Annotated in this window: 23 protein-coding genes and 1 pseudogene; 11 read left to right on the top strand and 13 right to left on the bottom strand. The window is 52.7% G+C overall.

All coding sequences use genetic code 11. From position 1 onward, the window contains the following. Positions 1–9: 9 nt before the first annotated feature. The 4 genes from prfB to xerD all read right to left on the bottom strand — a co-directional run bounded on the left by prfB (position 10) and on the right by xerD (position 4,634). A protein-coding gene (prfB, locus tag EVX52_RS20685) for a peptide chain release factor 2 (protein WP_129954899.1) occupies positions 10–1,108 on the bottom strand; the annotation gives its coding sequence in 2 pieces (ribosomal slippage) (positions 10–1,032 and positions 1,034–1,108; 1,098 coding nt in all). A 129-nt stretch (positions 1,109–1,237) separates the two neighbouring features. After that, a complete protein-coding gene (gene recJ / locus EVX52_RS20680; protein WP_129992025.1) occupies positions 1,238–2,971 on the bottom strand; it encodes a single-stranded-DNA-specific exonuclease RecJ in 1,734 nt (577 codons plus the stop codon). A gap of 6 nt (positions 2,972–2,977) precedes the next feature. Further along, the gene (gene dsbC, locus EVX52_RS20675) at positions 2,978–3,697 is read right to left on the bottom strand and encodes a bifunctional protein-disulfide isomerase/oxidoreductase DsbC (protein ID WP_129954897.1); all 720 of its coding nucleotides are present in this window, start codon (positions 3,695–3,697) and stop codon (positions 2,978–2,980) included. 25 nt (positions 3,698–3,722) lie between these two features. Then, positions 3,723–4,634, bottom strand: a complete 912-nt coding sequence (gene xerD, locus EVX52_RS20670) for a site-specific tyrosine recombinase XerD (RefSeq protein WP_129992071.1) — start codon at positions 4,632–4,634, stop codon at positions 3,723–3,725. A gap of 147 nt (positions 4,635–4,781) precedes the next feature. On the opposite strand from xerD, the gene fldB reads away from it, so the two are divergent. Further along, on the top strand, positions 4,782–5,300 hold the full coding sequence (gene fldB, locus EVX52_RS20665; RefSeq protein WP_013574110.1) for a flavodoxin FldB: 519 nt from the start codon (positions 4,782–4,784) through the stop codon (positions 5,298–5,300). A 45-nt stretch (positions 5,301–5,345) separates the two neighbouring features. On the opposite strand, the gene EVX52_RS20660 is transcribed toward fldB, so the two are convergent. Continuing rightward, positions 5,346–5,798 carry a protein YgfX gene (locus EVX52_RS20660; protein ID WP_129954896.1) on the bottom strand — a complete coding sequence of 151 codons (453 nt, stop codon included), beginning with the start codon at positions 5,796–5,798 and terminating at the stop codon, positions 5,346–5,348. Further along, positions 5,779–6,045 (bottom strand): FAD assembly factor SdhE, encoded by a 267-nt coding sequence (sdhE, locus tag EVX52_RS20655; RefSeq protein WP_129955005.1) that lies wholly within the window; start codon positions 6,043–6,045, stop codon positions 5,779–5,781. The genes EVX52_RS20660 and sdhE overlap by 20 nt, the downstream gene beginning before the upstream one ends. Positions 6,046–6,323: 278 nt before the next feature. Between sdhE and ygfZ the strand changes: the two genes are divergently transcribed. Further along, a complete protein-coding gene (gene ygfZ / locus EVX52_RS20650) occupies positions 6,324–7,316 on the top strand; it encodes a tRNA-modifying protein YgfZ (RefSeq protein ID WP_129992024.1) in 993 nt (330 codons plus the stop codon). Between the two features lie 63 nt (positions 7,317–7,379). On the opposite strand, the gene EVX52_RS20645 is transcribed toward ygfZ, so the two are convergent. After that, positions 7,380–7,910: a class IV adenylate cyclase gene (locus tag EVX52_RS20645; protein WP_129992023.1), complete on the bottom strand. Its 531-nt coding sequence runs from the start codon at positions 7,908–7,910 to the stop codon at positions 7,380–7,382. A 213-nt stretch (positions 7,911–8,123) separates the two neighbouring features. Between EVX52_RS20645 and EVX52_RS20640 the strand changes: the two are divergent. Then, positions 8,124–8,564, top strand: a pseudogene (locus EVX52_RS20640) (DUF1198 domain-containing protein). Between the two features lie 59 nt (positions 8,565–8,623). On the opposite strand, the gene EVX52_RS20635 reads toward EVX52_RS20640, so the two are convergent. Together EVX52_RS20635 and EVX52_RS20630 are read right to left on the bottom strand one after the other, a co-directional pair. Continuing rightward, the gene (locus EVX52_RS20635; RefSeq protein WP_013574102.1) at positions 8,624–8,959 is read right to left on the bottom strand and encodes a DUF2002 family protein; all 336 of its coding nucleotides are present in this window, start codon (positions 8,957–8,959) and stop codon (positions 8,624–8,626) included. A 129-nt stretch (positions 8,960–9,088) separates the two neighbouring features. After that, complete coding sequence (locus EVX52_RS20630; protein WP_129954892.1) at positions 9,089–10,282, bottom strand: MFS transporter; 1,194 nt, start codon at positions 10,280–10,282, stop codon at positions 9,089–9,091. A 274-nt stretch (positions 10,283–10,556) separates the two neighbouring features. Between EVX52_RS20630 and EVX52_RS20625 the strand changes: the two genes are divergently transcribed. After that, entirely contained in the window at positions 10,557–10,862 is a 306-nt protein-coding gene (locus EVX52_RS20625) for a YqjD family protein (protein WP_129954891.1), read from the top strand. 150 nt (positions 10,863–11,012) lie between these two features. Here EVX52_RS20625 and mngB read toward each other — a convergent pair whose 3' ends face one another. Both mngB and mngA read right to left on the bottom strand, forming a co-directional pair. Then, on the bottom strand, positions 11,013–13,640 hold the full coding sequence (gene mngB / locus EVX52_RS20620; RefSeq protein WP_129992022.1) for a mannosylglycerate hydrolase: 2,628 nt from the start codon (positions 13,638–13,640) through the stop codon (positions 11,013–11,015). Between the two features lie 50 nt (positions 13,641–13,690). After that, complete coding sequence (gene mngA / locus EVX52_RS20615; protein ID WP_129992021.1) at positions 13,691–15,619, bottom strand: PTS 2-O-a-mannosyl-D-glycerate transporter subunit IIABC; 1,929 nt, start codon at positions 15,617–15,619, stop codon at positions 13,691–13,693. Positions 15,620–15,805: 186 nt separating this feature from the next. Between mngA and EVX52_RS20610 the strand changes: the two genes are divergently transcribed. Beyond that, entirely contained in the window at positions 15,806–16,525 is a 720-nt protein-coding gene (locus EVX52_RS20610; protein WP_129954888.1) for a GntR family transcriptional regulator, read from the top strand. Here the strand turns inward: EVX52_RS20610 and EVX52_RS20605 are convergent, their stop codons facing one another. Next, the gene (locus EVX52_RS20605; protein WP_129992070.1) at positions 16,526–17,977 is read right to left on the bottom strand and encodes a PLP-dependent aminotransferase family protein; all 1,452 of its coding nucleotides are present in this window, start codon (positions 17,975–17,977) and stop codon (positions 16,526–16,528) included. A 122-nt stretch (positions 17,978–18,099) separates the two neighbouring features. Here EVX52_RS20605 and EVX52_RS20600 point away from each other — a divergent pair, with 122 nt between their 5' ends. The 6 genes from EVX52_RS20600 (at position 18,100) to mgrA (ending at position 23,869) form a co-directional block, all read left to right on the top strand. Further along, a complete protein-coding gene (locus EVX52_RS20600; RefSeq protein WP_129954887.1) occupies positions 18,100–18,531 on the top strand; it encodes a carboxymuconolactone decarboxylase family protein in 432 nt (143 codons plus the stop codon). A gap of 257 nt (positions 18,532–18,788) precedes the next feature. Then, on the top strand, positions 18,789–19,028 hold the full coding sequence (gene nrdH / locus EVX52_RS20595) for a glutaredoxin-like protein NrdH (RefSeq protein ID WP_095923387.1): 240 nt from the start codon (positions 18,789–18,791) through the stop codon (positions 19,026–19,028). A gap of 10 nt (positions 19,029–19,038) precedes the next feature. After that, the gene (gene nrdI, locus EVX52_RS20590; protein WP_129954886.1) at positions 19,039–19,443 is read left to right on the top strand and encodes a class Ib ribonucleoside-diphosphate reductase assembly flavoprotein NrdI; all 405 of its coding nucleotides are present in this window, start codon (positions 19,039–19,041) and stop codon (positions 19,441–19,443) included. Beyond that, positions 19,425–21,587, top strand: a complete 2,163-nt coding sequence (nrdE, locus tag EVX52_RS20585) for a class 1b ribonucleoside-diphosphate reductase subunit alpha (RefSeq protein ID WP_129954885.1) — start codon at positions 19,425–19,427, stop codon at positions 21,585–21,587. Before nrdI ends, nrdE begins: the two co-directional genes overlap by 19 nt. 20 nt (positions 21,588–21,607) lie before the next feature. Beyond that, positions 21,608–22,591, top strand: coding sequence for a class 1b ribonucleoside-diphosphate reductase subunit beta (nrdF, locus tag EVX52_RS20580; RefSeq protein WP_129954884.1), 984 nt, complete (start codon positions 21,608–21,610; stop codon positions 22,589–22,591). A 234-nt stretch (positions 22,592–22,825) separates the two neighbouring features. Beyond that, on the top strand, positions 22,826–23,869 hold the full coding sequence (gene mgrA / locus EVX52_RS20575) for an L-glyceraldehyde 3-phosphate reductase (RefSeq protein ID WP_129954883.1): 1,044 nt from the start codon (positions 22,826–22,828) through the stop codon (positions 23,867–23,869). A gap of 100 nt (positions 23,870–23,969) precedes the next feature. Here the strand turns inward: mgrA and EVX52_RS20570 are convergent, their stop codons facing one another. Next, complete coding sequence (locus EVX52_RS20570) at positions 23,970–24,521, bottom strand: hypothetical protein (protein WP_129954882.1); 552 nt, start codon at positions 24,519–24,521, stop codon at positions 23,970–23,972. Positions 24,522–24,846 lie beyond the last annotated feature (325 nt).

The following is a 24,846-nucleotide window of genomic DNA, read 5'->3' as shown; positions in this document are numbered from 1 at the left end:
TTTGGTTCCTCATAACCCGGCTTTCAAACTTGCCTCAATGAATTTATCCAGGTCGCCATCCAGTACGGCCTGCGTATTTCGCGTTTCAACACCCGTGCGTAAATCTTTGATACGGGAATCGTCCAGCACGTAAGAACGAATCTGGCTGCCCCAGCCGATGTCAGACTTGTTGTCTTCCAGCTGCTGTTTGTCCGCATTTTTCTTTTGCATCTCATACTCATAAAGCTTCGCACGCATCTGCTTCATGGCCTGATCTTTGTTTTTATGCTGGGAGCGGTCGTTCTGACATTGGGTCACAATGTTGGTCGGAAGGTGGGTAATACGTACCGCAGATTCCGTTTTGTTGACGTGCTGACCACCCGCACCTGACGCGCGGTATACGTCGATACGCAGGTCGGCAGGGTTAATTTCGATTTCGATATCGTCATCCACTTCCGGATACACAAACGCGGAACTGAACGAGGTATGGCGACGACCGCCGGAATCAAACGGGCTCTTACGCACCAGGCGATGGACGCCGGTTTCGGTACGCAGCCAGCCAAACGCATAATCGCCGATGATCTTGATGGTCGCAGATTTAAGCCCTGCCACTTCACCATCCGATTCTTCGATAACTTCAGTTTTGAAACCTTTGGCTTCTGCCCAACGCAAATACATGCGCAGCAACATGCTCGCCCAGTCCTGTGCTTCCGTACCACCGGAACCGGCCTGGATATCGAGGTAGCAGCTCGCACTGTCGTATTCACCGGAGAACATGCGGCGGAATTCAAGCTGTTCCAGTTTGGCGGTCAGTACATCGAGTTCAGCAACCGTCTCATTGAAGGTGTCTTCATCGTCGGCTTCTACAGCCAGTTCCAGCAGGCCGGTGACATCTTCTGCGCCCTGCAACAACTCATCGATGGTTTCAACGATAGCTTCCAGAGAGGAACGTTCTTTGCCCAGCGCCTGCGCACGTTCTGGCTCGTTCCATACGTCCGGCTGTTCCAGCTCGGCGTTTACTTCTTCGAGGCGTTCTTTCTTGGCATCATAGTCAAAGATACCCCCGAAGAACCACTGTCCGATCGGACAGGTCCTGAATGCGGTTTTTAACCGGATTAATTTCAAACATGATTTTCGCGTCTTACGTTAGATTCGGAGTTGGCCCAATGCCATTCGAACCGCAGATTCTAACGGAATTAGCGGTCTTTTTATAGCAAGGAGCCGTTTTTTTGCAGGGTTTATTGCCGGCGTAAATCGCTTATTTCGGCCATAAATGTTCGATAATCAACTGAACGTTGCGATTTCCACGGAATTCATTGATATCCAGCCGGTAGGCCAACTGCACTTCACGGATACTGCTGTCCGGCCAGAAAGTCGGATCGATATTAAAGGCAATGCCGTCAAGAAGCGGACCACCGCCGACAGGTTCAATCATCAGCTTGAGATGACGCTCCTTCAGCAGTTTCTGTTGCAGGATGCGGAACCTGCCGTCAAAGGTTGGTTCCGGGAACGCCTGTCCCCACGGGCCGCCATCGCGCAGCATTTCAGCTGTATCAAGGGTCAGCTCGCGGGCAGTCAGTTCCCCATCCGACCAGATCACACCTTCAAGATGAGCGGGATCCAGCCATTCGCCCACCAGTTCAGCGAATTTATCGCGAAATTCATCGAACTTGCTCTCTTCAAGCGATAAGCCAGCCGCCATCGCATGGCCGCCAAATTTCATCATCAGTCCGGGATTGAGTGTATCGAGACGCTCCAGCGCATCACGCATATGCAAACCGGCGATAGAACGGCCGGAGCCTTTGAGAATGCCTTCACCCGCTGGTGCAAAGGCTATCACCGGACGGTTAAAGCGCTCTTTCAGGCGTGATGCCAGAATGCCAACCACACCCTGATGCCATTCGGGGTGATACATCGCCAGCCCGAACGGCAGCGCGTCGGTGCTGCGTTCCAGTTTGTCACACAGCGCCAGTGCTTCGACCTGCATGCCCTGCTCTATCTCACGGCGGGTCTGGTTCAGCGCATCCAGATCACTGGCCAGCGCACGCGCCTGCCCGATGTCTTCGCTGAGTAAAAGCGCCACACCAACCGACATATCATCAAGACGTCCGGCGGCATTCAGCCGTGGCCCGAGCGCAAAACCTAAATCACTGGCGCACAGCGTACGGGCTTCGCGCCCGGCCACTTCCAGCAGAGCACGGATCCCCGCCCGGCATTTTCCGGCACGAATACGGTTCAGCCCCTGATACACCATGATGCGGTTGTTGGCATCGAGCGGCACGACGTCAGCCACGGTGCCAAGCGCCACCAGATCCAGATGTTCCGCCAGATTCGGGATCGCCAGGCCGTTTTGTTCAAACCAGCCGCTCTCGCGTAATGCACTGCGCAACGCCAGCATCAGATAAAATGCCACGCCAACACCCGCCAGCGATTTGGACGGAAACTCGCAGCCGACCAGATTCGGGTTAATGATCGCTTCGGCATCCGGCAATGTTTCGCCCGGCAAGTGGTGATCGGTGACCAGCACCTGGATGCCTTTTTCATGGGCAAGCGCCACACCCGCGTGGGAAGAAATGCCGTTATCAACGGTGAGGATCAACTCTGCACCGCGTGACGCCGCCTGTTCGACCACTTCCGGGCTGAGACCATAGCCATCTTCAAAACGGTTCGGCACCAGATAATCCAGGTTCCCACAGCCCATACTGCGCAACGAGAGCAATGTGAGCGCAGTACTGGTTGCGCCATCAGCATCAAAGTCGCCAACGATAATTATGCGCAGACGTTCAGCCAGTGCTTTTTGCAGTAAGGCAACGGCGGTATCAATACCATCAAGTTGCTGATAAGGCAGCATGCCACGTACGCTGCGCTCAAGCTCCTGGCTTTGTGTCACACCGCGGGCGAGATACAGGCGGCGTAAAAGCGGGGAGAGTTCGGCGGGAAGATCCACGCCAGCCGCCGCCTCCCGACGGCGAAGTTGGGTCTGCAAGGTCACGAAAAATCAACCACCGGTTTTATGTGAAGGATCCTGCTGGTCGAGCATGGCAGCCATTTCTTTTGGCGGCTGATAGCCAGGGATCAAAGTACCGTCTTCCAGCACAATGGCCGGAGTGCCTGTCACTCCGAACTGGACGCCCAGCTCAAAGTGTTTCGCAATATCACTGGATTGACAGGTTGCCGGCGTAACATCATCGCCACGCATTGCCGCATCAAAACTGGTTTTGCGGTTGCCTGTACACCAGACCGACTGCATGTCTTTCTCGGTTTTAGAATTCAATCCCTGACGCGGGAAGGCCAGATAACGCACGGTTATACCAAGATCGTTATAGTCCTGCATCTGCTGATGCAGCTTGTGACAATAGCCACAGGTGATGTCGGTAAATACCGTGATCACATGCTTTTCGTTTTTGGCTTTGTAAATGATCATCTCGTTTTGTAATGCATCCATCTTCTTCACCAGCGCTTTGTTGGTGACGTTAACCGGATGACTGCCGCTGACGTCATACAGCGGCCCCTGCAAAACGTGTTTTCCGTCGTCGGTAATGTAAAGGGTGCCGCTGTCGGAAGAGACCGCGCTCAGGCCGGTTACCGGCGAAGGCTGGATTTCGGCATGGCTCATGCCCAGTTTGCCCAGCGTGGCTTTGATGGCTGCTTCGTCAGCATGGACGGCGGAACTCATACACGCAGCCATAAGCGTCAGCAGCATTAAACCTTTTTTCATCATGTCGTCCTTTTTCTCCGGCCTGTTACGCACGGGGATGATGTTGTTGATGTAGCTGTTTGAGTCGTTCAGTCGCTACATGGGTATAGATTTGTGTGGTCGATAAGTCGCTGTGACCTAACAACATTTGCACCACGCGCAGATCTGCGCCGTGATTCAATAAGTGGGTGGCGAAAGCGTGGCGCAGAACGTGGGGAGACAGCCGCTCTGCATCAATGCCCGCAAGGATCGCATAGTGTTTGATGCGATGCCAGAATGTCTGGCGTGTCATTTGCTGCGCCCGGTTGCTGGGGAACACGATATCCAGCGATTGCCCGTTCAGCAGCCACGGCCTGCCATGCTCGAAATAGTTTTCAATCCAGTACACGGCTTCTTCGCCCATCGGCACCAGCCGTTCTTTATTGCCTTTACCGATAACCCTTACCACTCCCTGCCTCAGGCTCAGATCACTGAGCGTCAGCCCGACCAGTTCGGAAACTCGCAAACCGGTGGCATAAAGCAGTTCCAGCATAGCTTTGTCGCGCAGTTCAAGAGGCACATCGACACTCGGTGAAGACAGTAAGGCGTCAACCTGCGCTTCGCTGAGGTCTTTCGGCAGGCGTTGCGGTAATTTTGGCGAAGACAGCAACGCGGTCGGATCATCCTGACGCACGGATTCGCGGTTCATGTACTGAAAGAGGCGACGCATCGCGCTGAGCAACCGCGCTGAGCTGGTGGCTTTATATCCCCCTTCGATCCTCTCAGACAGAAACAACTGCAGATCTTCGGGGCTGACATGCAGCAGATCCGTATTATTATGATGCAGCCAGCCCAGCAGAGATTTCAGATCCTGACGATAGGATGACAGTGTATTTTCAGCAAGATTGCGTTCAATCCAGAGCATGTCCAGAAACTGCTCCGTCAGACTCTGATCGGCTTCGTTGACCGCCCGGGCCATCTGCTCAGGTGTCACATCCCGCTGGCTCGCATTATCTTGTTTTGGCATCCCGACTCCTCTTACTCATGACGGCCATTATGCCTTTCCTGTGCCCGGATCTGCTACACTGCCTGTCATTCGTATTCTGATAACGTTATGGCAGCAAGTATGAAGATCGGACTTTTCTACGGTTCCAGTACCTGTTACACCGAAATGGCAGCGGAAAAAATCCGCGACATTTTAGGTGAAGAACTGGTTGATTTGCATAACATAAAAGATGTTGATCCCGACAGGATGGAAGACTACAACATCCTGATCCTGGGCATCCCGACATGGGATTTTGGTGAAATCCAGGAAGACTGGGAAGCGGTCTGGAATCAACTCCCGACGCTTAAATTACGCGGCAAAATCGTAGCCATGTATGGCATGGGCGATCAGCTCGGCTACGGCGAATGGTTCCTTGACGCGCTCGGCATGCTTTATCATCAGCTGGTTCCCCTTGGCGTGCATTTCATTGGTTTCTGGCCGACAGAAGGCTTTGAGTTTACCAGCCCGAAACCGCTGAGTGCGGACGGTAAACATTTCGTCGGTCTGGCTCTGGATGATGTGAACCAGTTCGATCTCACCGAAGAACGTCTGCAACAATGGTGCGAACAGATCCTGCTGGAAATGGATGCGCTGCTTTAACGCCGCATAAAATCCCGGCGTCAGCTTTCCATGAACATGGTCCTTTCAGCCCGGTTTTGCCGGGCTGCGCGGTGCACCGCTGAGCAATATCTGTCGCAACCGCCGCCATTCTTCCAGACTCATGCTGTCCGATGCCAGCCATAACCGCTGCCTTGAACTGCGCATCGCCTGTGCCAGCCCGCCTTTACGCTTTTCGCGACGCAACGAGAGCAGCACACCATGGCTTATCATCCATACCGGCTGTTTAATCTGCCATTCATGGCCGCGCCACAAAAGACGATTATCTTCAAGCAGGATCATTTCGCCCGTGCGTGCTGTAATGCGCCGCTGGCTACGGATGCATTCAAACAACACCAGCAAAAGCAACGTCATCCATACCGGCCAGTAACCTGCAGGCCAGGGTGCCAGCAAAATAAGCAGCATCACGCCACCGTAACATCCCAGTGAAATGAGCTGACTGCGCCAGGACACCCGGAGATCACATCGCCACAGGGCCACGGGCTTTGTTTCGAGTCTGAATAAGGGCAACCATACGCTGTAATTCGGTGTCTTTCGGTTCACCGTGATTCATCAGCCAGTTGAACAAATCCGGATCGTCACAGGTCAGCAGGCGGACAAACACTTCTTTATCAGTATCGCTCAGCGAATCATATTCATACTCGAAGAACGGCATGATGGAGATATCCAGCTCGCGCATACCGCGGCGGCAAGCCCAGTGAACGCGGGAACGATTATTAATATCCAGTGGGTTTTTGCTTTCCATAACAAGACTCTTTTTTAGGATACACAATGAGAATTCTTTTATATAGAAAGCGATTCTAACAGCCCGTTGCGCAGGGGCGTAATTTTTCAGTGCCCTGTTTTGTCAATCTATGTGATGTGCTGGAAAACCTGATGCAAACCTGTCGCTTATCTTACATTCTCTGGAAGGTATCCTGGAAAAGGCACCAATAACTGTTTTCAAAGCGGGTGGGCTCTTTTACCATGAGGCATCAGTCACATTTCATAGACCGGGATCAGAAAATGGCTAACGAATTTCCCTTTCCACCGCAAAAACCTTCAGCATCCTCCCATCTTCCGCTCACGCTGATTTCACTGGAAGACTGGGCACTGGTGACCATGACCGGTGCAGACACCGTGAAATACCTGCAAGGTCAGGTTACCGCGGATGTCGATGCGCTGGCCGCCGATCAGCATATTCTCTGTGCGCACTGTGATGCGAAAGGGAAAATGTGGAGTGATTTGCGTCTGTTCAAGCGTGGCGATGGTATGGCGTTTATTGAACGCCGCAATGTGCGCGACACCCAGTTAACGGAAATCAAAAAGTACGCCGTATTTTCTAAAGTGACTTTCACTGCCGATGATGATGTGGTGTTGCTCGGTGTGGCAGGTTTTCAGGCCAGTGCTGCACTGACCGGGCTTTTTTCAACCTTGCCAACGGCTGAACAGCAAGTCGTGCAACAAGATGAAACTACCCTGCTGCATTTCTCTCTGCCAGCCGAACGTTATCTGATTGTCACCAGCCCGGAAAAAGCCCGTCAGGTGGCGGAAGAACTGGGTGAGCAGGCACAACGCAACGACAGCCAGCAATGGCTGGCGCTGGATATCGAGGCCGGTTTCCCGGTGATTGATACCCTCAACGCCGTACAGTTTATCCCGCAGGCCACTAACATTCAGGCGCTTGACGGCATCAGTTTTACTAAAGGCTGCTACGCCGGTCAGGAAATGGTGGCTCGTGCGAAATACCGCGGTGCGAACAAACGTGCATTGTACTGGCTGGCAGGTAAAGCGAGTAAAGTGCCAGCACCGGCTGACGACCTCGAATTACAATTGGGTGAAAACTGGCGCCGGACAGGCACCGTACTGGCGGCGGTTCAGCTCAGCGACGGTACGCTTTGGGTTCAGGCCGTACTGAATAATGATCTGGAAGCCGATGCCAGTCTGCGGGTGCGCGATGACGCCACCAGTCAGTTGAGCATTCAGCCGTTGCCTTATTCCCTGGAAGAAACGAAGTAGCTTTCAGCATGAAGTCACTTCAGCATATTGCCGCCTTAAAGATATAGGGCGGCAATGGTAAATTTAATCGTGAGGGCGTCGGCCTTGCGCATTCAGCAAATCAACATACGCCTGATCCACCAGTTCCTGCCGGTTAATCCCCAGCCGTTCCAGTAAGTCCTCAGCAATGACAATGCCCTGCTCCGGTGTTTCGTCATCAGCAAGTACGACTTCGAATTCCAGATAATCGCCCAGTCCTTTTACCCTGTCGAGATGCAGTCGGGTTTGTCCGATCATAAAAAGGGTGCGCTGTTTGATGACCCGCCCGGCAGCGCCATAGGCCAGTGTCAGGGTTTCGCGCAAACTGTCAGGATCCTGCGTGGGTGAAAGCGTGTAGAAACTGGTTTTAGGGCCAACCTTGTCAGGGCGCTGATAGAAAATCAACTCACCGCGATCGGGCGCTAATGTGCGTAATTTCAGGCGGCCGTGCGGACACACGAAAAAGGTATCATCCTGATCAATGAGATCCGGCAATCCATCAGATAGCAGCGCAATTTTTTCATACAGTGCGGAAAAATCATCGATCCGGGCTTTAATCTCAATATTTCTGGCCATCACTTACTCCCTTAAAAGTTTATGTTATTTACACGGGTATAATGAACGTTAAATGACCGTACCGTGGTTTTGTGAAGATCATCATCTCCACAGAGCGCAAATTCTTTGTCACTCCTTCACGTATTTCCCCCCATTAGCAGATAAACTCGCAGCATCGGGTGTTGCATGCACCTTTCACATCACGCCAGAAAAGGCCGGAGGCCAGAGTCCAGAATGATATGGATTATGCTTGCTGCAGTAGTTGTGGTTTTTATTGTGGGTTATTGGTTTATGACAGCAGATACCCGAAAAGCGAATGATTCTCTCGCCAGTCTGTTGAAAATAAAGCCGGTTTATATCGATTCCATGCTGCTGGAAATGGGCAAACGTCAAAGCGAGATGTTTATCCGCTGAATCAGCGGCGGCTATGCTGAAGAAATCCGCAAAGCCGCGTATGTCGTTTTTATTTATCAGACATTTATTAAAGACGCTTCAGAAGAAAATATCGTCCGCTGGCGGAACATTTTAGTGCGCGCACATCTGCCGCCACAGTTAAGCAGTGAACACGCAGAACTGGCGTTGTTCTATTTTGCCGAACTGGATATCGAACCCTTCGAGCTGGCGCAATTTCGCCGCGACTACAATGAAACCTATAATCAGATCCATCTGGTTTAAAACGTAAAAAAGCCACTGAGTTCAGTGGCTTTTTTGCATCACCCGCCTGTGTATGAAGATTATCTGAATACGTTATCCAGATAGCTGGCCAGGATCTGGCGTGAACTGAAACCGTGGCAGATGCCGTAGTAGGTCTCATTGTCACTGGAAACATCCAGCGGGAAATTCTTGTAGGCTTCACTGCTGCGAAACGATGCTGTCGGTTCAGCAAAACGCTCACTGCGCTCTTTCAACGCCGGGTGTATTACCAGGGCAGTCCGGCCAAACCGCGCTTCCCGGTTTACATACACATAATGCTCACCCCGGCGGTAACCGTAGGCTTTATCATCAATAAAATCACGTTCAAACCCTGAGGTTTCTAAAACACGTGCCACTTCATCTGGCCGTAAATACATGGTTGCTCCTCGCTTCTTTAACCGCAAGGCGACCTTACCGCAATAACTCTGCCAGACAATGCGTTTATCCCAAATTTCGGCGAATTTAGGATTTATCCAAACGCCTTAACCCTGAAAAGTAAAGGGGTATTACACAGGCGTTTGCCGCGAAGTGTTTACCCACAGTCTGAGGGTCAGCAGCCAGGCAATTACCACCATAAATGCCGCTGCAAGATAAATAGACGGCGTGCCAAAATGCGAAATAATTAACCCGGCCACCGGCCCGGTAATGCCGAGCCCCAAATCCAGAAAAGCGGAATACAGCCCAAGTGCCGTGCCCTGATTTTGCGGCGGCACTTGTTTTACCGCTTCAACGCCCAGCGCAGGGAAAATGAGCGAGAAGCCGGAACCGGTAAGAAAGGCACCCAGTTGCACCGACAACGGATCCTGTCCCCACCAGATCATCAGTAATCCCGCGACTTCCAATACAAAAGACACCAGTGAGACCCGCAAACCGCCGAACCGGTTAATCATATTGCCGAAAATAAGGCGCGCACCGACAAATCCGAGGCTGAATAATGTGAGCGTAAATGCCGCCCCGCTCCAGCCTTTATCGGCATAGTAAAGGGTAATAAAGGTGGCGATAACGCCGAAACCGATAGTGCCGAATCCCAGCCCGAGGCCATAAAGCCAGATGCGCCCGACAACCGCTTTGAAGGCAATCCGCTTACCGGCGGTAACAGAAATCGCCGCTTTCATGCAGGCCAGTATGGCGGCAAACGCAGCTGCGACAATAATCAGTACCGCCACACCCATCAACCCGTAAGCATGGTTGAGCAGTACGCCGAGAGGTGCACCGACGGCCATCGCACCGTATGTTGCCACACCATTCCAGGAGATCACTCGCGCGGTATGTTTCGCACCCACTGCACCAATTCCCCACAGCGTAGTCCCGGTGCTGCCAAAGCTTTCACCGACGCCCAGGAAGACACGGCCGACACAAAGCATCAGCAGACTCACCAGCGGAAACGCCGAAAACCAAAACGCCATTGCGTAAAAAATGCCGCTGACTCCGCAGCAAATCAGGCCAAAAATGACCACCCGCTTCGGGCCAAGGAGATCGGCGTATCGTCCGGCATGCGGACGACTGATGAGTGTCGAGAAATACTGAACGCTGATCACCAGCCCTGCCAGCACAGAGTTGTATCCCAGCGTGTTATGCACAAATCCCGGCAATACCGCGAGAGGTAAACCAATGGTCAGATAAACAACGAAAGTGAACAGCATGAACGACAAAATGCGTTTGTTGAGCAGCGCGTTAGAACGAAGCGTACTTAAAGACATGGGCGGACCCGAAAAATGAGATCACAAAGAATAGATTAAACAGTATAAACGGGTTTCGCCTTCAAAACGGGCTAAAAATGTTATGGCCTGTAACGCGAATTTCGTTTTGCAGAAGAATCTGAACTGCATCACGCCAGCCCGCACCCCGCCTGTCTTTATGACACAGTGTCATGGACTAAAAAGCTTCGTCATCACAGACCTTTGTCCTTAAAGAACCAGCCGGTACAACATTATGGTCTATGCTTAATTCAGCAGTCACACAAGGAGAGACGGAATGTTTAAGAAAAAAGATAAAATTGAAAAAAATATCGATCAGGACGTAACCCTGCTGGCAGACACGCTGGATGAAGTGCTTCAGTCTGCAGGTGATAAATCCAGGGATGAATTGGATAAAATCCGCAGTAAGGCACAGGGTGTTCTGCGTGAAACCCGTGCTCGTTTCAACAGCGAAAAATTGAGTCAGCAGGCGCGTGATGCGGCGGCTACGGCCAATGATTATGTGAAAGATAATCCGTGGTACGGCGTCGGTGCAGGTGCCGCAATTGGTATTGTTATCGGTGTTCTGCTGGGACGCCGCTAACGTAAAGAGGCAATTTGTGATGTTTCACTCCTGTGTCGGGAATATAGCTTAAAAGCTGAAACATCCGCGTGGCTCCCTCATTGCCGCGCAGTTGCTAAAAAGACGACGGAGCCTTCGGGCTCCGTTTTCTATTTTTGCAACCCGTTAACGTTAAAAATGAATGCGAAAACTCTTTGACTGGCAGGGTTTAAACGTCCCCAGATCACCTTTTTTATGTTGAGAAGAGGCCTGCGTTTCATCCATGCGGACTTCCTGCCATTCGGCCACAGTGACATTAATCTGCAAATTATCCTGCGTGCTTTGCGTTTCCGAGGGGTTATAAACCCGCACAATCAACGCCTCTTCATCTTCGGCTTTTTTCAGGGCGCTTAACACCGTACCTGAAATGCATTTGTGCATCAGGCTGAAACGCGACGGGGTCTTGTTTTTCGTCAGATTCAGCTTCATCGCGTCATACGGCATTTTGTTGTAGGTGCGCACCGGCGTCAGATAATCCCGCGCATGTTGCATAACATTTGCCTGAATAGGATCGCCGCTGAAACCGAACAGGGCGAAACGGTAAACCTGTTTGCCCGCCATCTGCGAATCCGGCGTCGGCATTTTAATGCCGGAAGGACGTCCAGGACGCAGCAACAGATTTTCCTTACCCAAAACACCGACGGCGCGAAATAGCGTCAGGGCGAAGATATTATAGGATTCGCCGACCACCTCAAACTCACGCAACCCTTCGGTAAACAGCGCCAGCCCATGATTGCCGTCCTGTAATGCCGCGAAATTCATTAGCTGCCATACCGGTACCGGCGCTTCTTTCCAGTTTTCTGCTTCCCAGTTATCCATCGCCGCATCATTTACCGGGCGGGTAATACAACCAAACTGATTGTCGGCCACCACTGTCTGGCTGGCAAACGGCGTCGGGATCAGTACCCGCAACCGGTGATCTTCCGCGCGGTTTTCCAGCGCCAGTTCGATCTCAATCCGGCGGCTGTTTTTCGCCAGCGTCACGTTGATTGTTACAGGCATTTCACGGCTCAAAGTTCGCGTGGCGCGATCTGCCAGCGTCCCCGGCAGCGGCATCGTCAGCGAAATGGTCGCCGTGCTTTGCCACGGCTGATGCTGATAACTCACCTCAGCCGTCAGGCTGCCCGAGGTTAGCACCCATTCGTCACGCGCCGGAGAATAGTCATATTCATCGCCATCGTCAGAGCCGTTTTCCAGTTCCAGTACCTGCTGATAACGGTGGGAAGTCTGTTTATCAAGAATATCCAGCGTACCGTTCGGGTTAACCGTCACGCGGTAATAATCGTTTTCCAGCACCTCTTCGCCCTGCGGCGCGGGCTGCAAAATGCCCGGCTGATGCGGCGTAACGTTCAGGGTGACGTAGCCCATCGCGGGCAGCGTGGCGCAAAGCTGGATGTCGTATTCCATAAAGGGTTCGTAATTGCCGTAATGCACAATCTGCCTGTCCACCAGCCCCGGATCGATTTCCCGCGCTTCGCGGATGAAATAAGGCACCGTACTGCCCTGCCCGTCAGTCAGGCTGAAAGAGGACGCCCTTATCCGCACGGTGGTATTGACCGTTTCCTGCCGCGGATGCAGTGAGAAGTTGAACAGCGCCAGCCGGTCAGCGATGTGACCGTCAGGTTGCAGGTTATCGATGATTTTACGCATCGTGAACTGAATGAGGTTTTCGGCCATGTCGTCAGCGAGAATAAAGCGCGACATAATTTCCTGATGAACCTTGTCGCTGCAACAACAGCCGATGCTGTCATGCGCGTGGTTCTTCATAATTTCCTTCCACATTTTTTCGATCAGGCCATGATGGTAATCAAAACCTAAGCGCCAGGCTATGGAACACAAGGGTTCGAGCACATTGACGATTTTGTTTTCAATCGCTGCGTTGGCTTGTTTGATGTCCATACGGGTAGAGGAAATGGTGCGGTGAACGCGCATGTATTTGCCATCGTTAAATTCCCCCCGCAACAACGCCAGTTGTGGTTTGATGGCATCGATGCGTTCAAAAATTTCTTCAAAACGGCTGAGCTGGAAACTGCGCTGCGGGTAAATACGCCGCAGCATCTCCATGATGGTAAAGATATTTTGCTGCAGCGGCATCTGATCATGACCGTTAGGCAGCAGAATATCGCCGGTCAGCGAAGCCGCTTCCAGCACCGGCAGATACTTATCCAGCCGTTCGCGCAGCGCCTCTTCATTCTCGGGTAAATATTTGCCGATGGCATAACCCAGCGGCAGCACCTGCACGGTGACTTCGCTGCCGTCGTTACTCTGCCAGCGGAACTCGGTTTTATCCGTGCCGTGGCGTTCCGAGCAGCCGCGCCAGAACATGGCATGTTGCAGGCCAAACCCGTTAAAGATATGCGGAAGCTGGGAGGACATACTGAAGGAATCCGGCAGATAGCCGATTTTCATGGGCTCACCAAACTCGCGGCAATCACGCATGCCGTACAGCAGGTTGCGCAGGATGGACTCACCACTGACCACCATCGTGTCGGTCTGCGTATACCACGGCCCGATAATCAGCTTTCCGGCCCTGGCCAGCGCCTTCACACGGGGACGGTTTTCCGGGCAAACCGCAAAATAATCTTCGAGGATCGCCGTTTGTCCGTCCATGACGTAAAACGGATAGTCAGCGTCATTTTCCAGACGATCGAGGATCTCCGCCATGTTATTGACCAGCAGGATCCGCGAGGCTTCCGTCGTGAAATACCATTCGCGATCCCAGTGCATATGCGGGGTCAGATGAACGCGGGAAACAGTCATAAAATCATTCCTTTCAAGCCCTGCAGGGCACAATGTGAATTAACCCGAAATTAAGAAGAAGGGATGTCGCCGGTGAAATGTCCCTGTCGTACCGCGTAACCCCGCCAGCTCAGCAAAACCACCGTGGAAATCACCGTGCCCGCCAGCGCGGCACCCAACCAGATAGCTGCCGACAGCCAGCCACCCCATCCGCCATCATGCAGCAGGAACATGGAGAAAATGCCCGCACCTGGCGTGGAAAGGCCGATCCCCGAAGCCCCGACGATCGCGCCAGTCACGACCGATCCCGCCAGGAAGGAGCCGATGACGCGTAGCGGATCTTCAATCGCCATCGGGATCGCGCCCTCGGTGATCCCCGCCAGGCCGAGCAGCCAGGTGGACTTTCCGGTTTCGATTTCAAAAGATTTAAACAGTTGGGGTGCCAGCAGAGTTGACGCGGTCACGGTAAATGCCGAGACCATTTTGGTCGCACCGAAAATAGCGTAAGGGCCGTAAACACCGTTTGCCATCGCGCCCAGACAAAACGCATAAGCCGCTTTGTTGATCGGCCCGCCCAGATCAAAGGAACACATAAAGGCAATCAGCGCGCCGAGTACCATCGCGTTACTGCCGGATAATCCGTTCAGCCATGCGGTCAGACTGGTATTGAGCCACGCCACCGGTTCGCCGATCACAAATAACATGACGCTGCCGGTGACCAGCGTGCCGAGCACCGGATAGAGGTAAAACATCAGGAAGCCGTTGAAGCTGGCGCGCAGGCGGACGTGTTTTTTCATCCAGCGCATGACATAACCGGCAATCAGGCCCCCCGCCACACCACCGAGAAACCCTGCGCCGATCATGTTGGCGCACAGTCCGGCGGCAAAGCCCGGCGTCAGCGCCGGTTTGTCTGCCAGCGAATAAGCGGTGTAGGCCGACAGCACCGGTACCATCAGAATGCCCAACATGCCGCCGCCGAGCTGACGGTACATCCACAACCATGACTCTTTCTGCGCGTACAGTTCCTGCCAGCCAAACAGTTGCGCGATCAGCACAGTCACCGCCAGCAACGAGCCACCGGCGACAATCAGCGGCACGGCAAAGGAAATTCCGCTCAGCAAAGCCTGTTTTAAATCTGCTTTTATGCTAGTTTTCTGCGGCTTAACCGGCGCTGAAGCCACGATTTCACCGGGCTGCCGCCGTATCGCCAGCGCCTGTTGCAGCACCGCTTCGGCGTGGCGGATCGGTTCCGCCACCGGCACCTGAACGCAGGGGATCCCGTCAAAACGCTGGCTGTCTTTGATTGCCACTTCAGCGGCAAAAACGCAGGCAACGGCACGATCACATTGCGCGGCAGTGATCGCATTCTCAATGCCGTTAGCGCCCTGCTTTTCCACATCAATGTGGATACCTAATTTTTTCGCCGCTTTTTCCAGATATTCCGCCGCCATATAAGTGTGCGCGATCCCCGCCGGACAGGCAGTGATGCACACTACCCGCGGCGCATCGTCAGGCAAAGCCCTCAGTTTCTGAGTTTCCGGCACAGACTCTTCGCCCAGTAACGCCAGCACCTCCTGCACGTGTCGCGCCACCAGCAGCGCTGCACGGGTTTGATCATCAACCAGCCGCGTGGTCAGTGCCGTCAGCAGTTCCATGTGAGTCGAACCCGCCTCCGCTTCGGGGATCGCCAGCAGGAAGATCATGTTTACCGGCTCCTCACCATCCACGCCCTGCCACGGCAGCGGATTTTCCAGCGTTGCCAGCGCAAACGCCGCGCGCCGTACACTGGCCGATTTGCCGTGCGGTACCGCCAGTCCTTCGCCCAGCGCGGTCGGGCCTTCGTTTTCACGTTCCGTCACCGCCTGCAAAAAATCCTGTGCGTTATCAAGGATCCCCTGCTGATCGAGTTGCTGAACAAGAAAAGCGATCGCCCGTTCACGGCTGGAAAAATGGCTATTGAGGTGTATCAGTTCGGGAGACGTCAGTAATGTAAGATCCATAAGTTGTCCTGTCTGAATCGATGAAAAACGATATTTGTATTATTTTTGTATTGTATTTGTATTAAACATCAGACCCGCAAGAGATGACTGTGATCCAGATAGAAGATCTTTCGTGGGGTTGTATTGTTTTTGCAGGGTCTGTGAACTGTTACACTCGTCCGAACGTGCCCGACAGGAACCTGAAACGTGAGTAATCAGCCGCTTTACCGCCAGATCGCTTCGCAGATCCGCGATCAGATCCAGCGCGGAGAAATCAAAACAGGCGATGCGCTGCCGACAGAATTGCGTCTGCGCGAGCAGTTTGGCGTCAGTCGTGTGACGGTACGGCAGGCGATCAAGCTGCTGGTCGAACAGGATGTGCTGGAAAGCGTGCAGGGCAGCGGGACTTACGTGAAGGAAGCGAAGGTCAATTACGCTATTTATCAGCTGACCAGCTTTGATGAGAAGTTACAGCCTCTGGACAGACCCTCGCACAGTGAGGTTCTGGCGTTCTCCATCGTGAAACCGCCGATCGGTATCGCCGAAGCGCTGGCACTGGCTGAACAGGCGCGGGTGTATTACATCAAGCGCCTGCGCTATATCGCCAGCAAACCTGTGACGCTGGAAGAAACCTGGATGCCGCTGGACTTGTTCCCTGACCTGACTTACGAGGTGATGCAGGGTTCGAAATATGCCTGGATGGAGCAGACCAAACATCTGGTAATTGACCGCAGCGAGCAGGAAGTTATCCCGCTGATGCCGACCAAAGAGATGGTGTCGCTGCTGGGCGTGGCCGCAGATCAGCCGATTTTACAGAAGATCTCGAAGGGTTTTCTGGCGGATGGCACGGTGTTTGAATTCAGCCGCAATACCTTCCGCACGGATGATTATAAATTCACACTGGTCGCCAGACGGATGCCGCACTGATTAACGGCTGTTTTCAAACACGACAGCCAGCCGTTGTACCAGTCCGTCCGCCTGTTGCTGAGAACTGATATTCACAAACCCCATCAGCAGGCCATTCGGACGTAAAGCCTCCCCCCTCACGCGGCGCTCAACCTGCCAGTCAGACAGCGCCTGCACTGCCAGCCCCTGTTCGCGGGCATTTTTCGCGATCAGCGCATCGTCCAGAGCGGCATTGAGTGTGGTGCAAAGTTGGATCCCGCCGGTCTGCTGACTGACGCGCAATATCTGCGCCGGAAACGCCGCCGTCAGTGCCTGTTCCAGATAGCCGCGCCGCTCAGCATAAAGCTGGCGCATCCGCTTCAGGTGCCGGTAGAAATGCCCCTGCTCGATAAAATCCGCAATGCTGCTTTGCACCAAAGGCGGCGTGCCGCAAATACGCAGCGGACAATACGCCTCGATTTTTTCCACCAGACTCTCCGGCACCACCATATAGCCGCAGCGCAGCGCCGGAAACATCACTTTGCTGAATGTACCGGCGTAAATCACCCTTCCCTGCGTATCCAGGCTTTTCAACGAAGGCAGCGGCTGGCCGTGATAGCGGAACTCACTGTCGTAATCATCTTCAATAACCCATGCCTGCTGATTCGCCGCCCAGTCCAGCAGCGCCAGACGTCGCGATAAGCTCATGGTCACGCCGGTCGGGCTTTGATGCGCAGGCGTCACCACGGCAAAACGGGCATGGGGGAAATGTTTTACCGCCTGCGGCACGTTCATGCCTTCGTCATCGACATTCACCGCCATCGGGGTGGCACCTGCCGCGCGGAAAAATGCCTGCGTTACCGGATAACCGGGATCTTCCAGCCAGACGCCGTCACCCGGTTGCAGCAGGCTGCCGGTAATCAAGTCCAGCAACGGCGCATAGCCACCGCAGATAAATATCTGTTCCGGACGGCAGGTAAATCCACGGGAGAGTTGCAGATAACGGGCGACGGCGTGGCGTAAAACGTCCGTACCGGTCAGCGGCGGATGGCCTAAATCATTCATGCTGGTATGACGGATTTGCCGCGAGACAATGCGCGACCAGATCGCACGGGGGAACGCATCCAGCGCCGGCAGCCCGAGCTGGAAAGGAAGGGAAGAAACTGAAGGCAGCATCGGATTGATGGGTTTACGTGCAGCGTCTTTCCTGATCACCTTTGGCGCAGGTGCGGATAAGCTCTCCGGCGCGCTGACCACCGTGCCAGCCTGACCGCGGCTTTGCAGAAAGCCTTCCGCCATCAGCAGGCTATAGGCATTTTCAACCGTGGCCCGCGCCACGCCGAGCTCGCTGGCCAGCGCACGGACAGATGGCACACGGCTGCCGTGCCTGAGTTGCCCTGCCATGATCGCCTGCTTCACCCGCTGATAAATCTGCCGGTAAAGAGGTTGTTTGTGTCGGGGATCGAGAGGGAAGGCAAGACTGAAGCGGCTCATCATGACCTGCTTAAAGAGACATTTTATGGCCCTGTAGTATAGACCATGTACCGCGTAAAGTAGCGCCTGTTGAGACGCGCTTTGCGTCGCTGTTTAGTCCAGAAATCCCAGAGGAAATCATCATGAATGCACTTCGCCTGCCTTACTATTCCCTGTCTTCTTCCGTGATGGAATCAATGAAAGCGGCGCTCGGCGCACTGGAAAACGGTCCGCTGGATAATGTGATTATCGAGCTGGCTTTTCTGCGTGTGTCACAAATTAATGGCTGCGCGTATTGCCTGGATATGCATTCCAAAGCGTTGCGCAAAATGGATGTCGAACAAACCACACTGGATCAGCTGGCGGGCTGGCAGGTCAGCCATGCATATTCGGAACGTGAACGCGCGGCACTCGCCTGGGCAGAATCACTTACTCTGATTGCCGCCACCGGCGCACCGGATAGCGCCTTTGAACCGCTGAAAGCGCAGTTCAGCGACGTGGAAATCTCGGAACTGACCTTCGCCATCAGCCTGATGAATGCCTTTAACCGCCTCGCCGTCGGTATGCGTCAGTAATTATTCTGTTGTTTTTTTGAACTGAAAAAAGTTTTCTCTCTCCAGCCCGCTCCCTGCGGGCTTTGCCATTTTTGCAACAGGCAAAATTGTAAAATCTACATATTGTGTGGTTGAAAATTTAAATCACCACATCTAGTATTCAAAGCATCGGGACGCCACGATGGCACCGACTATCACGCCTTTCCCCCGGCTGAAGCAGCCGCACAGCGGGAAGGCAAAAATTGTCTCTGATTTTTCACTAAATGGAAATACGAATCATGAGCATTATTATTTACAGTAAACCAGACTGTGTCCAGTGCAACGCGACTTACCGTGCATTAGATAAACAGGGCATCGCTTATCAGGTAGTGGATTTGACTCAGGATGAGCAGGCGCTCGGCCAGGTGCGTGCCATGGGCTATCAGCAGGTACCGGTGATTGTGGCCGGTGACGACCACTGGTCCGGTTTCCGTCCGGATAAAATTTCCGCCCTGCGTCAGCTCCAGAACGCGTTCTGAGGCCCGGCGGATGAATCCGTTGGTCTATTTTTCCAGCAGTTCAGAAAACACCCATCGCTTCGTGGGCAGAACGGGATTACCGGCGATCCGCATCCCGATAGATCGTCAGCCTGAAAAATTGCGGATGGACTTGCCGTATATTTTGGTGGTCCCAAGCTACGGCGGCGGTTCGGCCAAAGGCGCGGTGCCGACACAAGTGATCCGTTTTCTGAACGATGAACATAATCGTTCACTCATCCGCGGCGTGATCGCCGCCGGAAACACCAACTTCGGCGCAGCGTATTGCATTGCCGGCGATATTATTTCCCAGAAGTGTCAGGTCCCTTACCTGTACCGTTTTGAGTTACTGGGAACGCCGGAAGACGTTGCAAAGGTCAGACAGGGAGTAACAGAATTTTGGCAGCGACAGAACTAGCAATTACCGACCCCGGCACCCGCAGCCCGGACTATCACGCGCTTAACGCGATGCTGAATCTGTTCGACGCTAACGGCCAGATCCAGTTTGATAAAGACCGCCTGGCCGCGCGTCAATACTTCCTGCAACACGTCAATCAGAATACGGTTTTCTTCCATAACCTGGCGGAGAAACTACGTTATCTGGTGGAAGAAGGCTATTACGAAGCCGACGTGCTCGGCCAGTATGAATTTGACGACATTAAACGCCTTTTCAAACAGGCTTATGCCAAAAAATTCCGCTTCCAAACCTTTCTGGGTGCCTTCAAGTATTACACCAGTTACACACTGAAAACTTTCGACGGCAAACGCTACCTTGAACGTTATGAAGATCGCGTGTGCATGGTGGCACTGACGCTGGCACGTGGCGACATTCAGCTCGCCAGCCATTTTGTCGATGAGATCATTTCCGGCCGCTTCCAGCCTGCCACGCCGACGTTCCTCAACTGCGGCAAAAAACAGCGCGGCGAGCTGGTTTCCTGCTTCCTGTTGCGCATTGAAGACAACATGGAATCCATCGGACGCTCGGTCAACTCGGCATTGCAACTTTCCAAACGCGGTGGCGGCGTGGCGTTTATGCTGACCAATATCCGCGAAGTCGGCGCGCCGATTAAGCGCATCGAAAACCAGTCTTCCGGCGTGATCCCGATTATGAAAATGCTGGAAGATGCTTTCTCTTATGCCAATCAGCTCGGTGCGCGCCAGGGCGCGGGCGCGGTCTATCTCAACGCTCATCACCCGGATATTCTGCGTTTCCTTGATACCAAACGTGAAAACGCTGACGAAAAAATTCGTATTAAAACGCTGTCGCTGGGTGTGGTTATTCCTGATATCACCTTCGAACTGGCGAAGAATAACGAAGATATGTATCTGTTTTCGCCCTATCACGTCGAGAAAGTGTATGGCGTGCCGATGTCAGAAATCAGTATCAGCGAGAAGTACCGCGAGATGGTGAATGACAAGCGCATTCATAAAAGCAAAATCAATGCGCGTGAATTCTTCCAGGTGCTGGCAGAAATTCAGTTCGAATCGGGTTATCCGTACATGATGTTTGAAGACACGGTTAACCGCGCCAATCCGATCAAAGGCCGCATCAACATGAGCAACCTCTGTTCGGAAATTTTGCAGGTAAATTCGCCGACAATCTACGGCGAAGATCTGTCGTATCAGGAGATTGGTAAAGACATTTCCTGTAACCTCGGTTCGCTGAACATCGCCTCGGCGATGGATTCGCCGGATTTCGGCAATACCGTAGAAATGGCGGTTCGTGCGCTGACGGCGGTGTCTGACATGAGCCATATCCGCTCGGTACCGTCTATCGATCAGGGGAATCAGGATTCGCATGCCATCGGCCTCGGCCAGATGAATTTGCACGGTTATTTGTGCCGTGAGCGTATTTACTACGGCTCGGCAGAAGGTCTGGATTTCACCAACATCTATTTTTGCGCCGTGGCGTTCCACGCAATCCGCGCATCAAACCAGATCGCCATCGAACGCCGGCAGTCGTTTAAAGGCTTCAGCGATTCCACTTACGCCAGCGGCAGCTATTTCGACAAATATGTCGATGAGGCGCAGGCTGAGAAATGGCAGCCGAAAACAGCGCGCGTGCGCGAACTGTTTGCAGACGCCGGAATTGCCATTCCGACGACCGCTGACTGGGCGGCGCTGAAAACCTCCGTCATGCAGCATGGCCTGTATAACCAGAATTTACAGGCGGTGCCGCCAACCGGTTCTATTTCTTACATCAATAATTCGACATCAAGTATTCACCCGATTGTGTCCCGCGTGGAAATCCGCAAAGAGGGCAAAATTGGCCGTGTGTATTATCCGGCGGCGTTTATGACCAATGACAATCTGGATTATTACCAGGATGCGTACGAAATCGGTCCGGAAAAAATTATTGATACCTACGCCGAGGCCACGCAGCACGTCGATCAGGGGCTGTCGCTGACACTGTTCTTCCGCGATACCGCCACCACACGCGACATCAACAAAGCGCAGATTTATGCCTGGCGTAAAGGCATCAAAACCATTTATTACATCCGTCTGCGCCAGATGGCGCTGGAAGGCACCGAAGTTCAGGGCTGTGTTTCCTGCACGCTGTAACCGATTGAAAGGATTTAAAAATGAGCGCAGTAAAACAATTGTTAGTGCCACAACCGGTCAGCAAAGCCATCAACTGGAACAAAATCCAGGATGATAAAGATCTGGAAGTATGGAACCGCCTGACGTCGAACTTCTGGTTGCCGGAAAAGGTGCCGTTGTCGAATGATATTCCCTCCTGGGCGACGCTCAGCGCACAAGAGAAACAGCTGACGATCCGCGTATTTACTGGCCTGACGCTGCTGGATACGGTCCAGAACGTGGCTGGCGCACCCACGCTGATGAAGGATGCGGTGACGCCACACGAAGAAGCGGTTTACTCGAATATCTGCTTTATGGAAGCAGTGCATGCGCGTTCTTACAGTTCGATTTTTTCGACGCTGTGCGCCACCGTTGACGTGGATGAAGCCTACCGCTGGAGTGAGGAAAACGTCGCGCTGCAAAACAAGGCTGCAATCATTTTGTCGTATTACGACGGTGAAGATCCGCTGATGAAGAAAGTTGCCAGCGTGTTCCTTGAATCCTTTCTGTTCTATTCCGGTTTCTATCTGCCAATGTACTGGTCAAGCCGCGCCAAGCTGACCAATACCGCCGATCTGATCCGTCTTATCATTCGTGATGAAGCGGTTCACGGTTACTACATCGGTTATAAGTTCCAGAAAGCCCTGGCGCTGGAAAGCGCAGAACGGCAACGTCAGATTAAGGAGCAGACTTTCGATCTGATTCAGGATTTGTATGACAACGAGATCCGCTACACCGAAGAACTTTATGACAGCGTAGGCTGGAGCGAAGACGTGAAGAAATTTCTGCACTACAACGCCAACAAAGCGCTGATGAATCTCGGCTACGAAGCCCTGTTCCCTGCCAGCATGGCCGACGTCAATCCGGCGATCCTCTCCGCCTTATCGCCAAACGCCGACGAAAACCATGACTTCTTCTCAGGCTCCGGATCGTCGTATGTGATCGGCAAAGCCGTCAACACCGAAGACGAGGACTGGGATTTCTGATTCTCCTCGAGATGAGCAAGGTTTGCTTGTGCTCCTTCCCCTCTCACGAGGGGAAGGTCGGGATGGGGTGTGGGTCAGCGACTCAGTGGCCATTTATACCCCACCCCGGTCTAAACACCTCCCCTTCGCAGGGGAGGGAGCTAAAACCCTCTTTCTGATGTTGCCGTTATTTTTCCCCACGCTAGTATAGAAACAGTGTTTCAAAACCCTACGCGATCAGAAAAAGGAAACATCATGACGCCTTATACGGCTTCCCCTTCCCGCTATGAAACCATGCAATTCCGTCGCTGCGGCCAGAGCGGTTTAAAACTCCCCGCTCTTTCTCTTGGCCTGTGGCACAGCTTTGGCCATGTCAGCCCGCTGGAATCCCAGCGGGCCTTGCTGCAAAAAGCCTTCGATTTAGGCATTACCCATTTTGATCTGGCGAATAACTACGGCCCGCCACCGGGCTCGGCGGAAGAAAATTTTGGCCGCTTGCTGAAACAGGATTTCGCGCCATATCGCGATGAACTGATCATCTCCACCAAAGCAGGTTACGACATGTGGCAGGGGCCGTACGGTTCCGGCGGCTCGCGCAAATATCTGCTCGCCAGTCTGGATCAGAGCCTGCAACGTATGGGGCTGGATTACGTTGATATCTTCTATTCGCACCGTGTGGATGAAGCAACACCGATGGAAGAAACTGCCGCGGCGCTGGCTTATGCGGTGCAAAGCGGTAAGGCGCTGTACGTCGGGATTTCTTCATATTCGCCGGAACGTACGCAGAAAATGGCGGAACTGTTACGCGAGCTGAAAGTGCCGCTGCTTATCCATCAGCCGTCCTACAATCTGCTAAACCGCTGGGTAGACAAGAGCGGGTTACTGAATACGCTGGAGCAAAATGGCACAGGCTGTATCGCGTTTACCCCGCTGGCGCAGGGGCTGCTGACCGGTAAATATCTTCAGGGTATTCCGGACGGTTCACGCATGCAGGTGGAAGGCAATAAAGTACGCGGTCTGAATGCCAATATGCTGTCAGAAGAGAACCTGAACAGTCTGCGGTTGCTCAATGACATGGCGCAACAGCGCGGACAGACCATGGCACAAATGGCGCTGAGCTGGCTGCTGAAAGATGATCGGGTAACGTCGGTGCTGATTGGTGCCAGCCGCCCGGAGCAACTGGATGAAAATGTGCAAGCGCTGAACAATCTGCGCTTCACCGCTCAAGAACTGGCGACGATCGATAAGCATGTGGCGGATGGTGAGCTGAATCTTTGGCAGGCTTCGTCAGATAAGTAGTGTTATAAAGATCAGCATTCTGAATTAACACTAAAATTAAAGTGTTAATTCAGATGCCGGGGGGTTTTAAATGAATACTGGTTAACGAATAACAATGAGATTATTTTTTGGCTTCCGGTGTTTTAACCGTCGGCTGCGGTGCCACTTTCGGCATCAGTTTAGGCATTTCGGCAAAAGTCACTTTTTCATTTTTCAACTGAGCCGCTAACTCTTTACTGATATCCAGATCTTTCGAATAACTTACCGTCGTTTGGACAGGGAAGATAACATCGATCTTATGGGCAACACGGTATTGTTCAGCCGACTTTTTAACCTGATCTGCAACAACCTGACGCGCCGCTTGCAGCTGTACCTGCCATTGGGCATCCAGAGCTTTAGCATCAGCCTGACGAACCTGGGCTGCTTTTTCCGGTGTCATGGTTTTATAAAGTTCTTCCGCTTGTTTAGCCGTGCCCTGAAGGCTCTTGTAAACCGCTTCGAGATGGGTTTTTTGTTGGGTAGCAAGACCAGATTCATCGACCACTTGTTGAATGTTTACGAATTTCACTTCCTTTTCCCCACCAGTTTGTGAATCACACCCGGAAAGCAAGCTTCCTGCAAGAATGGCTAAAGCAAGCGCTTTGCTGAAACGACGATTAATGACTGAATTCATAAAAATCCTAATTTGAATTGCTATATTAAATAAGAAATGAAAAATTATTATCCATAATTAATCGAACAATTCTAATTAATGAATTCTAAAGCATTCGTTAATCGAAAGCTTAATCCTGAAAATTCATAAGATTAATAAAATCTTCTTATATCGATCAGCATTTTGGAAGTGCTTATTCTTCCCCGGGTAGGAAAATCCCTTTTGTATAGGAAAGGAGAAGGCATCGGCACTCAATTAAAAGGGAATAAGAAGCATTAAGGCTGAATAAGCGCGTTAATACGGGACATGCGGAGGATTATTTCATCGGAAAAATACCCCCGCAATG

The organism is Rahnella sp. CFA14(1/10), from assembly GCF_004195095.1.
GTDB lineage: Bacteria > Pseudomonadota > Gammaproteobacteria > Enterobacterales > Enterobacteriaceae > Rahnella > Rahnella perminowiae.
This window is presented reverse-complemented; position numbering and strand designations above follow the sequence as displayed.

Excerpts from the sequence above, each read along its gene's own strand:
- dsbC (WP_129954897.1), bottom strand. The coding sequence starts at position 3,697 with ATGAAAAAAGGTTTAATGCTGCTGACGCTTATGGCTGCGTGTATGAGT.
- xerD (WP_129992071.1), bottom strand. The coding sequence starts at position 4,634 with ATGGCCCGGGCGGTCAACGAAGCCGATCAGAGTCTGACGGAGCAGTTT.
- fldB (WP_013574110.1), top strand. The coding sequence starts at position 4,782 with ATGAAGATCGGACTTTTCTACGGTTCCAGTACCTGTTACACCGAAATG.
- ygfZ (WP_129992024.1), top strand. The coding sequence starts at position 6,324 with ATGGCTAACGAATTTCCCTTTCCACCGCAAAAACCTTCAGCATCCTCC.
- EVX52_RS20645 (WP_129992023.1), bottom strand. The coding sequence starts at position 7,910 with ATGGCCAGAAATATTGAGATTAAAGCCCGGATCGATGATTTTTCCGCA.
- EVX52_RS20635 (WP_013574102.1), bottom strand. The coding sequence starts at position 8,959 with ATGTATTTACGGCCAGATGAAGTGGCACGTGTTTTAGAAACCTCAGGG.
- EVX52_RS20630 (WP_129954892.1), bottom strand. The coding sequence starts at position 10,282 with ATGTCTTTAAGTACGCTTCGTTCTAACGCGCTGCTCAACAAACGCATT.
- EVX52_RS20625 (WP_129954891.1), top strand. The coding sequence starts at position 10,557 with ATGTTTAAGAAAAAAGATAAAATTGAAAAAAATATCGATCAGGACGTA.
- mngB (WP_129992022.1), bottom strand. The coding sequence starts at position 13,640 with ATGACTGTTTCCCGCGTTCATCTGACCCCGCATATGCACTGGGATCGC.
- mngA (WP_129992021.1), bottom strand. The coding sequence starts at position 15,619 with ATGGATCTTACATTACTGACGTCTCCCGAACTGATACACCTCAATAGC.
- EVX52_RS20605 (WP_129992070.1), bottom strand. The coding sequence starts at position 17,977 with ATGAGCCGCTTCAGTCTTGCCTTCCCTCTCGATCCCCGACACAAACAA.
- EVX52_RS20600 (WP_129954887.1), top strand. The coding sequence starts at position 18,100 with ATGAATGCACTTCGCCTGCCTTACTATTCCCTGTCTTCTTCCGTGATG.
- nrdH (WP_095923387.1), top strand. The coding sequence starts at position 18,789 with ATGAGCATTATTATTTACAGTAAACCAGACTGTGTCCAGTGCAACGCG.
- nrdI (WP_129954886.1), top strand. The coding sequence starts at position 19,039 with ATGAATCCGTTGGTCTATTTTTCCAGCAGTTCAGAAAACACCCATCGC.
- nrdF (WP_129954884.1), top strand. The coding sequence starts at position 21,608 with ATGAGCGCAGTAAAACAATTGTTAGTGCCACAACCGGTCAGCAAAGCC.
- mgrA (WP_129954883.1), top strand. The coding sequence starts at position 22,826 with ATGACGCCTTATACGGCTTCCCCTTCCCGCTATGAAACCATGCAATTC.
- EVX52_RS20570 (WP_129954882.1), bottom strand. The coding sequence starts at position 24,521 with ATGAATTCAGTCATTAATCGTCGTTTCAGCAAAGCGCTTGCTTTAGCC.